Source organism: Paraburkholderia sp. GAS33 (assembly GCF_050436645.1).
Taxonomy (GTDB): Bacteria; Pseudomonadota; Gammaproteobacteria; order Burkholderiales; family Burkholderiaceae; genus Paraburkholderia; species Paraburkholderia phenazinium_B.
Window position 1 is genome coordinate 77,839 of record NZ_JBNDMP010000008.1, and the last position, 13,771, is coordinate 91,609.

Here is a 13,771-nt window from a genome sequence, read left to right on the forward strand (position 1 = left end):
AACCGGAGCGCTAGTATCAGCAGGACACCTGATCTCTTTTGCGGTTACCCACACTAACGCTCAGATTTCGTCCGCGAATTCGTCGAGAAAGCGCTGCAGGCGTTCATGGCGGAGCTGTGCCAAACGGGCGCCCGTTTCAGTCTGGAAACCCGAAGCGAGTTTAAGAAGCTTCGCGCGGAAATGATCGAGCGCGAATCTTCGGTCATCCAGAGGCCGCTCCGATGCATGCGGATCGACCGGGTCATACAGCGCGCTGCCCATGCGGCCGGCGACATAAAAACACCGCGCCACGCCGAGCATGCCGATTGCATCCAAACGATCCGCGTCTTGCAGCGTCTTCGCCTCAACCGTCAGCGGCGCAACGCCAGCTGAAAAACTGTGTGCAGCGACGGCGTGCGCGACGGCTTCAACCTTGGCGGGTGGCCAGTCGAGCGCGAGCAGCACATGTGCGGCCTTGTCGGCGGAAAGACGCGACGCCTGACTGCGCAGCGGCGAGTCTTTCTCGGTCGGGACACAGTCGTGCAGCAGCGTCGCGGCGAACAGCACTTGCGCATCGCCGCCTTCCTTCGCCTGAATCGCCGCCGCATTTTTCCACACACGCTGCAAATGCGAGGTGTCATGCGAGCCGTCGCCGCCCGTGTCGCCCGTGTGCGGCAGCAAGGTGTTGGCCAGATTGTGGAAGGGGAAAAATGCAGGGTGCGTCATGAGGGTGATGGCAATCGCCAGTTGGGTAAGCCTGCGATTATCGCCTGGGACACCCTGACCCGCGGACTATTCAGTTCGCCTCGACCATCGACCGCAGCGCTGCATCGCGGATCTCCAGCACCTCGAAAATCCCTAAAGCCCGCAGTGCCGGCAGGGCGTCGACGATATCGCGCTCTGCGTCAGCCCTTCCCTGCGCAGACGAACGGCGGTCCGTCCAGATTCTCGCGTTGGCGAGAAACGCACCCACGGTTCCCTTGCGCACCACAACGCCATTGATATCCGCCTGATTCAGATGGTCGGGTAACAGATCTTGTGCTTTCATCTTTAGCTTCCTTCATTGTGTGGTGATTTGACCGGCCGCAGGTAGGCCACGCATCCGCCCATCACGCCATGCCGCCGGAAAGATTCCACTGTAGATGGACGAGTCCAGCACGTCTCCGGTATAAAGGCCATTCAATACGTCGTTCCGGCCATGTCAGATCCTTTGATTTCCGTGCACGAGGCGGACTCCGCCAGCGGGCCCTTCCTGATCGCTGTCGAACGCAGCGGTGCTGAAACGCGCATCACGCCCACGCATCAGCACGCCCGCGGCCAGTTGCTCGGCGCGTTGCACGGCCTGCTGTCGGTCGGGGTCGCTGACCAGCAGTGGGTCGTGCCCGCCGTGCACGCGGTCTGGATTCCACCGCATCGGACGCATTCGCTGCGCTCGCACGGATCGTATTCTGGCTGGAGCGTCTATATCGACGAAGCGGCGTGTGCGGAGCTGCCCGCTGAACCCTGCACGATCAGGATGTCGGCGCTGCTGCGGGAAGCCGTCAAGCGTGCTGCGAGCTGGCGCACGGCGGTGCTCGATACGGCGCAGTTGCGCGTGGCAGGCGTGATCGTCGACGAAATCCAGAGCTTGCCGCGCGAGCGTCTGGGCTTGCCGATGCCCCTCGACAGCCGCTTGCAGCGCGTCGCCCATGCGCTCACCGAGGACCTCGCGGACAACCGCCGGCTGGAACAGTGGGCCGAGTGGGCGGCGATGTCGCCGCGTACCTTGAGCCGCCGCTTTGTCGACGAGACCGGTTTCAGCTTTGCCGAATGGCGGCAACAAGCGCGCCTCTTGCGCGCACTCGAAATGCTGGCCACGCAGACGCCGGTCACGAGCGTGGCGCTCGAGCTCGGCTACGACAACGTGAGCGCTTTCATTGCGATGTTCAAGCGCGCCATGGGCACCACGCCAAGCCGCTATTTCCATTCATACGACGGAATTTCCGCGCGAGCGGCCTCTTCTGCAGGCAGCGAAGAAGAAGCGGCCACGTAGCGCTCTCGATTGCCGTTGGCCTGGCACCACGAGGCTGGCGCGACTACAGGCTTCTCACCGGTGGACACAGTTAAAGTGCAGTGGTACGTGTTGAAAGGTATGATGGTTCCCCGCGCGCCCTGCCACGCCGGCAGTGCGCGACCCGCGGTTACGGCGAAGCCTGGCCGGCGTCGCAACCGCGCGCACGAAGTACGTGCCCGAAACCGAATCTAACCACGGAGTGAACGATATGGCTTTGCACAAGGCAGTTTTGGTAGCAGTGGCACTCGCAGCATGTATCGACGCGCACGCACAGGTCGCCGGCACGCAGCCTCTGAGCGTCACGGTCGAGCAATCGCAGGCGCTTCTGCAAGGCTGGAGCGTGAAGAAGAGCGTGCTTGGCAAATCGGTCTATAACGACCAGAACGAAAAAATCGGCTTAGTCAAAGACCTGATCGTGGCACCGGACGGCTCCGTTTCGGCGGCTATCCTCGCAGCAGGCGGATTCCTCGGCGTCGCCACGCATGACGTCGCGGTGCCCATCGCCGCGCTCGACATTCGCGGCGGCAATCTGTATCTGCCGGGCGCCACCAAGGACGCCCTGAAGGCAACGCCTGAGTTCCAGTACGCAAAGGTGCAAACACCGCCCAAGCCCAAGAAGGTTCAGGCGCAGTGACCCCGCAGTAGACCGCAGTGATCTGTTATCAGCAGTCCTGAGCTGAGGTTGTTGCGGCTGGCAGGGTCAGCCGCAACTCAACCGCAAGCGCCGCTCACCGGTTCGAGCCTCGCGCTCAAATGAAAAGGATTCTCGCGATCGGCAAAGCTGTCGTGGCGGATCCACGCAAAATGCGCGACGTCGATAAAACCTTCTGTCTGGCGTCCCGCTGGATCACGATGCTTGCGTGCATCGCTACTTTGCCGCGGCACGCCCCCACGCGAGTTCGACGAACACCCGGCACAACGCCTCCATTCCCCTAGCGTCCTCGTCGTCGAAGCGCGCAATCAGCGGACTGTCGACGTCCCAGACGCCGATCAACGAGCCGTCGGCGGCAATCAGCGGTACGACGATTTCCGACTGCGATGCCGAATCGCAGGCAATATGCCCGGGAAACTCATGAACGTCACGCACGACCTGGGTCGCACGGGTCTGCGCCGCAGTCCCGCACACGCCCTTGCCGAGCGCGATACGCACACAGGCCGGCTTGCCCTGAAACGGCCCGACCACCAGTTCGACGCCGTCGAAGAAATAAAACCCCGCCCAGTTCAAGCCTTCGAGCGAGTTGAACACGAGCGACGAGAAATTCGCCGCGTTGGCGATACGATCGGTCTCGTCGGCGAGCAGCGAGCGCGCCTGGGCGACCAGCTCTTCATACTGGGCAGCCCTGGAAAGTTCGGTTGAAGCGGTAGAAACCTGAAACATGATGCCGTCCGTAGCGGATACCAAAGAAGCGGAGCGGCCACCGGCCTTGCGCGCCGGCCAGGCCGCTCCTGCGTTATGCGAACGCGTATCTTACGCCCGTCACGTCGGCTCGGCATGGGTGCCGGCATCGGTGGCCGGGTTCGTGTCGTCATGACAGCACGACCCAGCCCGGCCGGCGACCGCCGCCGGCGCGTCGTACTCCAGCTTCGGGTACCAGTCCTTGCCACGGCCAGCCGGCGTCATGTCGAGCAAGGTCCAAAGCGGCATGATATCGGGGGCGCCGCGCGGATCCTGACCGGGATCGGCGGTCTGCGGTCCCATCTCCTCGCCCCAGAAATGCCGCAGCACGCCACCGGTGCGCGTGAAGACGTTGAACGCCGGGGTGTCGTCGCCGTCCGGGTCCTCATTGGCGTAATCGCGATTGAAGCTGTTGCCGCCCGACGAATACAGCCTCAGGTGGCGCCAGCCCCGCTCATTTTTGAACGCTACCAACCGCTCGATAGGTGATCGCGCAACCACCGCGAACGCCACTCGCTGCAGAATATCGGGCATCTGGCCGTCGAGGGCGCTCAGACACGACGTGCACATCGGACATGAGCGTGCAGTCTTCGGACCGTACATCCAGTTGTAGACGATCAGGGTGTCGTGGGTACCGAACATCTCCGCGAGCGTCACCGGCCCGTGTTCGCCGTCGAAGCGGTACTCCTGCGGCACCTTCCCGCCTGTCGGCAGCGCGCGACGCAGGGCGGCCACCCGCTCGATATGGCGACGCAGTTCGATTTCTTCCGCCAGCAGCGCATTGCGGGCCTCGCGATAGCGCGCGTCTTCGCCCGGGAATCGCCGCGGCGACTGCGCCAGCACCCGGGCCGGCTTCAGGCCTTGGGCAAATCCATCCGTGTAAATCATCCGTTACCTCCTGCCTGGTTTCGAGGAAATAAGGGCGCAAAAAACGGTCTGATGCGCGGCCTGGCTTTGCCGCATGACCGTCGATACCGCCCTACCTTCACGACGAACGGGAGATCGAAGAATCGACAGCGTCACCTCACAAACCCTTGGCGCCGCAACGTAATCGCGCATTACGGGTTGCCGGCCGCTACGCGCAGGGATATTGTCCATATAATCTAAAAAATGCACCGCAACGGTCGGCAATGGTGGGGGACAAGGTTTTCGCCATGCCGGCCGCAGACTGAAAACTGACTCCGGGGTCAAACCGTGCGCCGTCCGCCGAAGCTGACATACCTCGCGCTGATCGCCGTTTCGCTCGTGTGCCTGCACGTCATATGTCTACTGGCGTTTCGTGCGCAGGCAACGGTCGTCACCTACCCGTTCATGGTGCTGGCGCCCTCGCTTGCCTGCGCCAGTTGCTGCTGGCGGGCCGCGACCGAGCTTCCCGCGTCGCGGTCGCCCTGGATTCTGCTGAGCGCCGGGATGTTTTTGTGGACGTGCGGCATCTTCCTGAGTGCCTGGGAAGATATTTTCCAGCACATTCCGCAAAGCGCCGCGTGGTTCTCCGATTTCTCGTTCTTCCTGTATGGCGTGCCGGTTCTGCTCGCCGTTTCGTCGGTATCGGACAAGCAACGCATCCCCTTCTTCATCTGGATGGACGCGGCCCAGGCGCTGCTGACCGGCTTTCTCCTGTACGTGAGCATTTTCTCCGTGGTGCCGTTTTCCGACGCCCCGCTCGAGCCAGTCTCGGCTACGACCCTGGTTCTGACCTACAACGCCGAGAACGTCATTCTCGCGATCGCCGCGAGCCTGCGTCTGCTTGCCCAGCCGCGTGGACAGGAGCGCAGATTCTATGCGCTGCTGTTCTGCTTCCTGTGGATCTACGCCGTCGCGGCCTACGTCTATAACAACTGGGCCGCCTCGACCGATGGGCACGCGCCGATGGACATCCTCGTCGATCTGCCGTTCCTGTTCCTCGCCGTGGCAGCGGTGGCGTCGCGGCCGTCGCGCCCGCTGCTCGAGGAGGTGAAGCACAAGCAGGCACTCGCGCTGTTCATCGAGAACGTCAGCCCGATCTTCTATACGGTGGCCCTGCTCGCGCTCAGCATCTCACTGATACACGAGCATTTTTATGCAGGAACGGTGGGGATTTTCACGGCTCTCGTGGTCTATGCCACGCGCTCGACCACGCTGCAGGCCCGGTATATCCGCGTGCAACGCGAGCTGCACGAGGCACGCGACCGGCTCGAACAGATGGCGCTCACCGATGCGCTGACCAATACCGCCAATCGCCGGCGTTTCGACGACGCGCTGACGCTCGAGTGGAATCGCGCCGTGCGCAACCGGCATCCGCTCGCGCTGCTGCTGATCGATATCGACTACTTCAAGATGCTCAACGACCGCTATGGTCATCCTGCAGGAGACAGGTGTCTCGTATCCGTCGCGCTCGCGCTGCAGTCGGCGTTGCCGCGCAGCGGCGATCTGCTCGCGCGCTACGGTGGCGAGGAGTTTGCGGCCATTCTGCCCTCAACCGATGAAGCCGGCGCACGCCTGGTAGCCCTAACGATGCAGGACGCAATCCGCGCACTGAAGATCCGCAACGAGACCTCCACGGGGCTCTTTGTCACCGTCAGCGTCGGCATTGCGGTGTTCGAATCGGCACATGCCGGCACCGCTGAAATCATCGAGGCCGCCGATCAGGCGCTCTACCGGGCCAAGCAGCTTGGCCGCAATCGCATAGAAGCGACTGCGCAGCACGATTTTCTGCGCAATGGCACGCAGTAGGCTGGCGGTCAGCACGCGGCAAGTCGTGGCTCGAAGCGCCCTCGCCGCGCCAGTTCAGCTTCGGCCTCATCAAAGCGATTCAGCCTGAATGTCCACCTCTTCGAACCGCTTCCACCGGTAGATAGCCGCCGAAAGCAGCCAGCTGACGATAAACACGCCGACGATCCCATAGCCAATCAGGCCGAAATTGTCGTTCAGGCTGCCGATGAAACCCCAGAACGCGCCCGACAGATGCAGCTGGTCGGCGAGCAACCCAAGCCCTTCGATCCCACCCACCAGCAGCGCCACGACGACCGAGATCGTGGTGATGGTGATGTTGTAGTAGAGCTTGCGGATCGGCTTGACGAAGGCCCAGCCATAGGCGCCCAGCATCAGGATGCTGTCGGTCGAATCGATCAGCGTCATGCCCGCAGTGAACAGCACCGGAAACACCAGGATCGACCAGATCGGCAGCCCTTGCGCCGCGCTCGCCGCGGAAATGCCCAGCAAACCGACTTCAGTCGCGGTGTCGAAGCCAAGCCCGAACAGGAAACCCAGCAAATACATATGCCAGCTTTTCGTGATCAGACGGAACAGCGGGCGGAAAATGCGTGCAAGAAAACCGCGGTTGTTCAGCAGCAGATCGAAGTCTTCGTCGTTGTAGGGCTCCCCGTTGCGCACGCGGCGAAACGCGCGGATCACCGAGCGCAGGATCACCAGGTTCATCAGCGCAATCGCGAACAGGAACAGCGTGGAGACGATCGTGCCGATCACCGCACCGATTTCCTTGAGCCCATCCATCCGGCTTTGCAGCGCCAGGGCCGTGGCGGCGATGCCGGCCGAGGCCAGCACCACGATCGTGGAATGCCCGAGCGAAAACATCAGCCCGATGCTGACCGGCCGCTTGCCGGCCTGCATCAGCTTGCGCGTCACGTTGTCGATGGCGGCGATGTGGTCGGCATCCACCGCATGCCGCAAGCCGAACGAATAGGCCAGCAGGCTCGTACCCATCAGCAGCGGATAGTGGTGAAACGCGATGAACGCCCATAGCCAGGCGGCGATGTTGAACACCACCAGGAAGCCGTATAGCCCGACGATTTTCCGCCTCAATTGACCGCCGCCGCCCAACAACGCTTTCATCAGATCCGTCACTGCCTGCCTCCCTGCATGCCCGGGTCGACAGCCTGCCGCCATGGCTCACTGTCGCGCTCTTGAAGTTGTCCGCCACAATAGTACTTTTTTCAAAAAAGATCATATCGATCCTGTTCCGTTTAGCATGCGGGACGGCCACTAACCGCCCAGCAAGCGCGGCACGTGCGGCGAGTGCGATAATCGAGGGCTACGACCGTGCCTTCAGGAGAGCATTTTGAGCAGCATCGACAATCCTTTACATGACCGCGAAGTCGGTGTGGCCGACCCGACCCAGGACACGACCCGTATCGACGACGTGCGGATCGGCGCGGTACGCCCGCTCATTTCACCGGCACTGCTGCAGGACGAGCTGCCGGTACCGCTGGGCGTGCAAACGCTCGTCGAGCAAAGCCGCGTGGCCATTGCCGACATCCTGCACGGCCGCGACGACCGGCTGGTGGTGGTGGTCGGCCCGTGTTCGATCCACGACCACGACCAGGCGCTCGACTACGCGCGCCGCCTCAAGCACGCCGCGGATGCGCTGAGCGAAGACCTGCTGATCGTGATGCGCGTGTACTTCGAAAAACCGCGCACCACAGTGGGCTGGAAAGGCTATATCAACGACCCGCGCCTGGACGGCAGTTTCCGCATCAACGAGGGGCTGCGCCGGGCGCGTCAACTGCTGCTGGAAATCAGCGAACTCGGTTTGCCCACCGCGACCGAATTCCTCGATCTGCTGAGCCCGCAATACATCGCCGATCTCGTGGCGTGGGGCGCAATTGGCGCACGCACTACCGAGAGCCCGAGCCACCGTCAGCTTGCTTCGGGCATGAGCTGCCCGATCGGCTTCAAGAACGGCACCGATGGCGGCGTGCAGATCGCCGCAGACGCGATCGTGGCGGCACGAGCCAGCCACGCGTTCATGGGCATGACCAAAATGGGCATGGCGGCGATCTTCGAAACGCGCGGCAACGACGACGCGCACGTGATTCTGCGTGGCGGCAAGAAAGGGCCGAACTACGACAGCGCCTCAGTGGAAGAGAGTTGCGCGGCGCTCAGAAAGGCGGGCTTGCGCGAGCAGGTCATGATCGACTGCTCGCATGCCAATTCGGGCAAGTCGCATCTGCGACAGATCGAAGTGGCGCAAGACCTGGCGCAGCAGCTCAGTCAAGGCGAAAAGCGCATCATCGGCGTGATGATCGAGAGCAATCTGGAGGAAGGCCGCCAGGATCTGAAGCCGGGCGTGCCGCTGCGCTGCGGCGTGTCGATCACCGATGCGTGTCTGAGCTGGGTGCAGACCGAGCCCGTACTGGACACTCTGGCCAAGGCGGCACGCGAGCGCCGCGCACGCTGAAGCCAGCGCGCTGGTGTTTCCAGTGATGGCCATGGTGGCGCTGATTGCAGTGAAGACGTTGCCGCGAATCGAAAAGCCATAGCGCACGCGGGCGCGACCGACAACTCACGGCCTGACGCTATCGCGCAGGCCTTCTCATCCGAGTCACCTGCCGCCTGTCAACGCCCAGCCGGGGCCGGCTCAGGCTTCACGCCATTGCCACCACCGATGCTGCCACGCTCGACGGTCATAACGGGCTCGCGTACCGTTTGCACTTCCTGCGCCACCTGTGCATCGACCCACGGCGCATCGACCGAAAACGCGAACATGTTGACGCCGTTCGCGCTCTCGACCGACACCTTGCCGCGGTGCATCTCGGCGATTGCCTTGACGATCGCGAGACCCAGGCCGTGATTCTCGCGGCTATTCGTGCGCGACTCTTCCGCCCGGTAGAAGCGGTCGAACAGATGATCCAGCCTCGACGGATCGATCGCCTGACCTGGATTCGCCACCGCGATGCGCACCTGATCGTCCTGGCGCGAAATCGTCACCGTGACCGTGTCGCCGGGCGCGCAGTGCTGGATCGCATTCATCAGCAGATTGGTACAGGCGCGGCCGAACAGCGAACGGTTGACCGGCGCAAACGCATCGCCGCGCGACACGGCGCGCACCTGTGCCTCGTCGAACGGAATCTCGAGAAACTCCAGCGTGCGCGCCACTTCCGCGGCCAGCGACACTTCGACGAGCCCCGTGGCGCGCTCGCCCTGATCGGCCCGCGCAAGAAACAGCATGTCGTTGATGATCCCGCGCATGCGTTCGAACTCTTCCAGATTCGACTGCAGCGTATGACGCAGATCTTCCACGGAGCGGTTGCGTGTCAACGCAACCTCGGTTTGACCGATCAGAATCGTCACCGGCGTGCGCAGTTCATGGGCCACGTCGGCATTGAACGACTCGAGCCTCCCGTAAGCGCCGTCGAGCCGTTCCAGTGCGCCGTTGAAGGAATGGGCCAGATCGTTCAGTTCATGCGGCAGCGCCGCCGTATTCAGGCGCTGCGAACGGTTGTTCGGACTGACCTCTGAGGCGTCCTTGGTCAGACGCCTGAGCGGCGCGAGACCGATACGCGTGACCGAGTAACTGAGGAGCAGCACCGCAAGACTGCCCAAGGTAGACAGCGCGGTGAGCGCGGCGCCGAAGGCCCGCATGGTGCGCACATTCGGCTGACAACTTGCCGCCACCTGCAGTTGCACCGCTGGTCGCACGCCCGCTGGCGGCACCACCAGCGTGCGCGTCAGCATGGCCGGCCCGCCCGCCACGGGCTCGACCCGCGTGTAGCCGCCTGCCCAGCTATCGGTGACGCGCCCCTGAACCGGCGCACCGTAGTGGAAATTCGGATCGTCGCTGGAAACCGAGTACATCGTCGCACCGTCGCGCGGCGACATGTCGGTCAGCTTCTCGCGCGCCATCCGCCATTTATCCAGCGTAACCGAGTGATACACGATGATCTTTGCGATCTCCATGCGGTCGTCGAGCGACTCGCGCAAATGGTGATCCAGCTGCGAACGCATCACGAGAAACAGGCCCGAGCCGACCAGCGTGAACACCGACAATGCGACCAGCGCAAACATCATCGCAAGGCGGCGCGCAATCGAGCGGTTAATTGAGCGGGTCATAGCAATTCCGCCTCCTCCCGTACCTCGAGCACATAACCCATGCCGCGCACCGTATGCAGAAGCTTGGTGCGAAATGGACCGTCCAGTTTGGCGCGCAGGCGCTTGATGGCGGTTTCGACAACGTTCGTATGACTATCGAAGTTGACGTCCCAGACCAGTTCGGTAATCGCCGTCTTCGACAGGATATCCCCCTGGCGGCGCGCCAGCACGCTAAGCAGCTGGAATTCCTTGGCGGTGAGGTCGAGGCGCACGCCGTCGCGCGTGGCGCGCCGGCCAATCAGATCGACAAACAGATCGCCGACCGAAATCAGCGTCGATTCCTGCGAACGGGTGCGGCGCGCGAGAGCATGCAGGCGCTCCACCAGTTCAAGAAACGAAAACGGTTTGGTCAGATAGTCGTCCGCTCCTTCGCGCAGACCGCGCACGCGGTCGTTGATGTGGTCGCGAGCGGTCAGCATGATGACCGGTGTGGACTTGCGCATGCGCAGCGCCTTGAGCACGCTGAAGCCGTCGCGCTTGGGCAGCATCACATCGAGGACGATCACGTCGTAGTCGAACTCGGTGGCCAGATGCATGCCCTCTTCGCCATCGAGCGCAATGTCGACCACCCAGCCCTGCTCGGTCAAACCCGAGCGCAGGTAGTCCACCACCTTGTGTTCATCTTCGACGATGAGCAGTTTCATTCACGCCCCCTAATTCCTTACATTATACGAAACGCCCCGTTTTCCCGTGCGCGAGACGGGCACTCCCCCTTTTTCCTGGTCATGCCCGGTCCATGCCGGGTACGTACCTGGCGATTGTCAGTTCGGATGGTTGTTCATTGCCTGCTTGTCCGTGACTGGCTGGCTGACATCCCAGCCACCGCCCAATGCCTTTACCAGCGAGACCGACATGGTCATCTGCTGGCCGTGAATCTGCACATCCTGACGCTCGCTCGTCAGCAGCGACTGCTGCGCGGTGATGACGTCCAGATAGGCGACGAGGCCGCCCGAATAGCGGTCGTTGGCGAGCGACAGCAGGCTCTGCGCATCGACCACGGCCTGATGCGACTGTCTGGACGCGCCATCCAGCACCGACAGGCCGGTCACCCCATCCTGCACCTGCTGGAACGCGGTCAACACGGTCTGACGGTAATTCGCCTCGGCCTGCTGATAGCCTTCGCTCGCGAACTTGACGTTCGCCGAGCGGCGCCCGCCGTCGAATACCACCTGCGAGACGGCCGCGCCGAGCGTCCACATCAGACTGGGCGCGCTCAGCAGATCGGCGAAATTAGTGCTCTGCCAGCCGATACTCGGCGTGAGCGTCAGCGTCGGGAAAAACGCCGCCTTGGCGACGCCGATCTGCGCATTCGCCGCAGCCATCGCACGCTCCGCCGAGGCCACGTCCGGGCGCCGTTGCAGCACATCGCTTGGCACACCTAGCGGAATTTCGGGCACCTTCGTCTCGATCACCTTGGGCTCGATCGAGAATTGCGGCGCCGGCACGCCGACCAGCGCGGCAATCGCATGCTCGAACTGCGCCCGTTGCACGAGCAGCAGTTGCGCCTGCACCTGGGTTGAATCCAGCTCCGACTTCTGCTGCAGCACGTCGAGCCCGGACACCGAGCCCAGATCGTGTTCCGCAGTCACGTAGTCGAGCGCTTTCTGCTGCAGGACCACGGAGCGGTTCAACACGTCGATCTCGGCGTCGAGTTCGCGCAACGAGTAGTAGTCGCTGGCGAGATCAGTCGTCAGCACGAGTCGCGCATTGGCGAGATCGTCGGCTGACTGCTCGGCGGAGGCCTTGGCCCCTTCCACCTCGCGACGGATCCGGCCGAACAGGTCCGTGTCGTAGTCGATTTGCGGTCCGACAATCAGGCCGTTCTGCACAGTCGACTGGTTCGGCGTCGAATAGGTAGTGACCGGACGGTTCTTCGAGATCTTCAACCGCTCCGCCTGGCCGCCGAGATCGACCTCGGGTATTTCCTGCGCCGCGGTATTCGCGAGCGTCGCCTTGGCTTGCTCGTAATGCGCGACCGCAGCGGCGAGTGTCTGGTTCTGGTCGAGCGCCTGGCCTTCCAGCGTATTGAGCGCGGTGTCGTTAAAGCTCATCCACCAGGTCAGATCCATCGGCGCGTGCGACGGCTCCGCCACGTGCCAGTACGAGTCGGTGCGCCACTCAGGCGGTGCATCGGCATGCGGCTGATGATAATCGGGGCCCACTGTGCAGGCTGCCAGCAGCGCAGCCCCCACAGCCGCAGCCATCATGCGCAGCGGCGGCACGGCGATCGGGCACCCGCGCATCACGCCGCCCCCTTGTTGGTGGCCGACGGCTGCTGGACTTGCACGTGATCGCCATCGGCAATCGAATCGCTCGGGTTGATGATGATCTTGTCGGTCGGCTCGATGCCGCTTTCGACTTCGAGCGTGTTGCCGAGATCCTGCGCAATCACGACCTTGCGCAGATGCACGATACCGTTACTGTCGACGACGGCCATCTGCGTACCTTGTGCGCGGAACAGCAACGCATTGCCCGGCACGAGGATATTGGCGTGCGTCGTCGACGGCACTGCGACCTGCACATAGGCTCCCGGGCGCAGCGCGCCGTCCGCATTCGGCAGACGCACTTCGATCTGCAACGAACGGGTCGGCACGTCGATCGCACCGGCGATGTGTGTGATGGTGCCGTGGAACTGCTTACCCGGCAATTCGGCCTGGGTCACCACGACCTCCTGACCAACTTTCACGTTCTGCGAGTAGGCCTGCGGCATCTGCACATAGACGCGCAGCGGATCGGACTGTGCCAGCGCGAACAATGCGCGGCTCGTGCCGCTGCCGGCATCGATCAGGTCGCCGACATCCACGTTGCGCTGCGTCACCACGCCGTCGAACGGCGCCACGATCCGCTTGAACGATTCGAGCTGGTTCAGGCGCCGCACGTTGGCGTCCGCCGCGGCGAGATTCGCCAGGTCCTGCGTATAAGTGCTCTGCCGCTCGTCCAGTTCCTGTTGCGAGACCGCATCGCGCGTGCGCAGCTGCTGCCAGCGCTCGTATGAACTCTTGGCGAGGCCAAGGCTCGAGTTGATCTGATCGCGCTGTGCCTTGGCCTGCTGCAGTTCCTGGTCGATTTCCGGCGTGTCGAGATCGGCCAGCAACTGCCCCGCCTTCACGTGCGCGCCGATATCGACGTACCAGTGCAGCAGATAACCGGTGGCGCGCGCGAAGATCGGCGATTCGACATAGCCGCGCAGCGTACCCGGCAGCAGCGTATTACCGCTGCCGTCGGCCTGTTTGGGCGTCACCACGTTCACGTATTGCAACGCGTTCTGCTGGGTCGTTTCGGCCACCGAACGGTTTTGCAGAATGTCCGCCACCACGGTGCGCAAGGCACCGAGCGCAAGCAGCACGAGCACGATCCAGATCGCGATCTTGGCGCGTTTCCATTCCTGGTGGCGGGGCGGCAAAGCGTGCCCATCCTCAGTGTCCCGCGCGGGGATTGCTAGCGAAGCATGAGTTTTTTCGGTCATCTCAGTCAGC

General features: G+C 63.0%; 13 protein-coding genes. 4 read left to right on the forward strand and 9 right to left on the reverse strand.

Annotated features, from left to right (window positions below; translation table 11 throughout):
• Positions 1-60 precede the first annotated feature (60 nt).
• A complete protein-coding gene (locus tag P3T24_RS23600) occupies positions 61-705 on the reverse strand; it encodes an HD domain-containing protein (protein ID WP_429438348.1) in 645 nt (214 codons plus the stop codon).
• A 70-nt stretch (positions 706-775) separates the two neighbouring features.
• On the reverse strand, positions 776-1,027 hold the full coding sequence (locus P3T24_RS23605) for a hypothetical protein (protein WP_429438351.1): 252 nt from the start codon (positions 1,025-1,027) through the stop codon (positions 776-778).
• A gap of 150 nt (positions 1,028-1,177) precedes the next feature.
• Here P3T24_RS23605 and P3T24_RS23610 point away from each other — a divergent pair, with 150 nt between their 5' ends.
• Both P3T24_RS23610 and P3T24_RS23615 read left to right on the forward strand, forming a co-directional pair.
• Positions 1,178-2,011, forward strand: a complete 834-nt coding sequence (locus P3T24_RS23610) for an AraC family transcriptional regulator (RefSeq protein ID WP_429438353.1) — start codon at positions 1,178-1,180, stop codon at positions 2,009-2,011.
• Positions 2,012-2,240: 229 nt separating this feature from the next.
• A complete protein-coding gene (locus tag P3T24_RS23615) occupies positions 2,241-2,666 on the forward strand; it encodes a PRC-barrel domain-containing protein (RefSeq protein ID WP_429438355.1) in 426 nt (141 codons plus the stop codon).
• A gap of 234 nt (positions 2,667-2,900) precedes the next feature.
• Here P3T24_RS23615 and P3T24_RS23620 read toward each other — a convergent pair whose 3' ends face one another.
• On the reverse strand, positions 2,901-3,410 hold the full coding sequence (locus P3T24_RS23620) for a GAF domain-containing protein (protein ID WP_429409685.1): 510 nt from the start codon (positions 3,408-3,410) through the stop codon (positions 2,901-2,903).
• A 99-nt stretch (positions 3,411-3,509) separates the two neighbouring features.
• Positions 3,510-4,316 carry a DUF899 family protein gene (locus tag P3T24_RS23625; RefSeq protein WP_429438358.1) on the reverse strand — a complete coding sequence of 269 codons (807 nt, stop codon included), beginning with the start codon at positions 4,314-4,316 and terminating at the stop codon, positions 3,510-3,512.
• A gap of 306 nt (positions 4,317-4,622) precedes the next feature.
• Between P3T24_RS23625 and P3T24_RS23630 the strand changes: the two genes are divergently transcribed.
• On the forward strand, positions 4,623-6,140 hold the full coding sequence (locus tag P3T24_RS23630; RefSeq protein WP_074268149.1) for a GGDEF domain-containing protein: 1,518 nt from the start codon (positions 4,623-4,625) through the stop codon (positions 6,138-6,140).
• 69 nt (positions 6,141-6,209) lie between these two features.
• Here the strand turns inward: P3T24_RS23630 and P3T24_RS23635 are convergent, their stop codons facing one another.
• Positions 6,210-7,259, reverse strand: a complete 1,050-nt coding sequence (locus tag P3T24_RS23635; protein WP_429409958.1) for a HoxN/HupN/NixA family nickel/cobalt transporter — start codon at positions 7,257-7,259, stop codon at positions 6,210-6,212.
• 226 nt (positions 7,260-7,485) lie between these two features.
• Here P3T24_RS23635 and P3T24_RS23640 point away from each other — a divergent pair, with 226 nt between their 5' ends.
• Positions 7,486-8,604: a 3-deoxy-7-phosphoheptulonate synthase gene (locus P3T24_RS23640; protein WP_074268148.1), complete on the forward strand. Its 1,119-nt coding sequence runs from the start codon at positions 7,486-7,488 to the stop codon at positions 8,602-8,604.
• A gap of 158 nt (positions 8,605-8,762) precedes the next feature.
• On the opposite strand, the gene P3T24_RS23645 is transcribed toward P3T24_RS23640, so the two are convergent.
• The 4 genes from P3T24_RS23645 to P3T24_RS23660 form a co-directional block, all read right to left on the reverse strand.
• Entirely contained in the window at positions 8,763-10,244 is a 1,482-nt protein-coding gene (locus P3T24_RS23645; RefSeq protein ID WP_429438830.1) for a heavy metal sensor histidine kinase, read from the reverse strand.
• Positions 10,245-10,252: 8 nt separating this feature from the next.
• Positions 10,253-10,939 carry a heavy metal response regulator transcription factor gene (locus P3T24_RS23650; RefSeq protein WP_074268147.1) on the reverse strand — a complete coding sequence of 229 codons (687 nt, stop codon included), beginning with the start codon at positions 10,937-10,939 and terminating at the stop codon, positions 10,253-10,255.
• Between the two features lie 117 nt (positions 10,940-11,056).
• Positions 11,057-12,538, reverse strand: a complete 1,482-nt coding sequence (locus P3T24_RS23655; protein WP_429409688.1) for an efflux transporter outer membrane subunit — start codon at positions 12,536-12,538, stop codon at positions 11,057-11,059.
• Complete coding sequence (locus P3T24_RS23660; RefSeq protein ID WP_429288630.1) at positions 12,538-13,761, reverse strand: efflux RND transporter periplasmic adaptor subunit; 1,224 nt, start codon at positions 13,759-13,761, stop codon at positions 12,538-12,540. The genes P3T24_RS23655 and P3T24_RS23660 overlap by 1 nt, the downstream gene beginning before the upstream one ends.
• Between the last annotated feature and the right edge of the window lie 10 nt (positions 13,762-13,771).

Coding starts and splice junctions, on each gene's coding strand:
- P3T24_RS23625 (WP_429438358.1), bottom strand. CDS start 4,316: ATGATTTACACGGATGGATTTGCCCAAGGCCTGAAGCCGGCCCGGGTG.
- P3T24_RS23600 (WP_429438348.1), bottom strand. CDS start 705: ATGACGCACCCTGCATTTTTCCCCTTCCACAATCTGGCCAACACCTTG.
- P3T24_RS23605 (WP_429438351.1), bottom strand. CDS start 1,027: ATGAAAGCACAAGATCTGTTACCCGACCATCTGAATCAGGCGGATATC.
- P3T24_RS23615 (WP_429438355.1), top strand. CDS start 2,241: ATGGCTTTGCACAAGGCAGTTTTGGTAGCAGTGGCACTCGCAGCATGT.
- P3T24_RS23635 (WP_429409958.1), bottom strand. CDS start 7,259: ATGAAAGCGTTGTTGGGCGGCGGCGGTCAATTGAGGCGGAAAATCGTC.
- P3T24_RS23660 (WP_429288630.1), bottom strand. CDS start 13,761: ATGACCGAAAAAACTCATGCTTCGCTAGCAATCCCCGCGCGGGACACT.
- P3T24_RS23620 (WP_429409685.1), bottom strand. CDS start 3,410: ATGTTTCAGGTTTCTACCGCTTCAACCGAACTTTCCAGGGCTGCCCAG.
- P3T24_RS23610 (WP_429438353.1), top strand. CDS start 1,178: ATGTCAGATCCTTTGATTTCCGTGCACGAGGCGGACTCCGCCAGCGGG.
- P3T24_RS23650 (WP_074268147.1), bottom strand. CDS start 10,939: ATGAAACTGCTCATCGTCGAAGATGAACACAAGGTGGTGGACTACCTG.
- P3T24_RS23655 (WP_429409688.1), bottom strand. CDS start 12,538: ATGCGCGGGTGCCCGATCGCCGTGCCGCCGCTGCGCATGATGGCTGCG.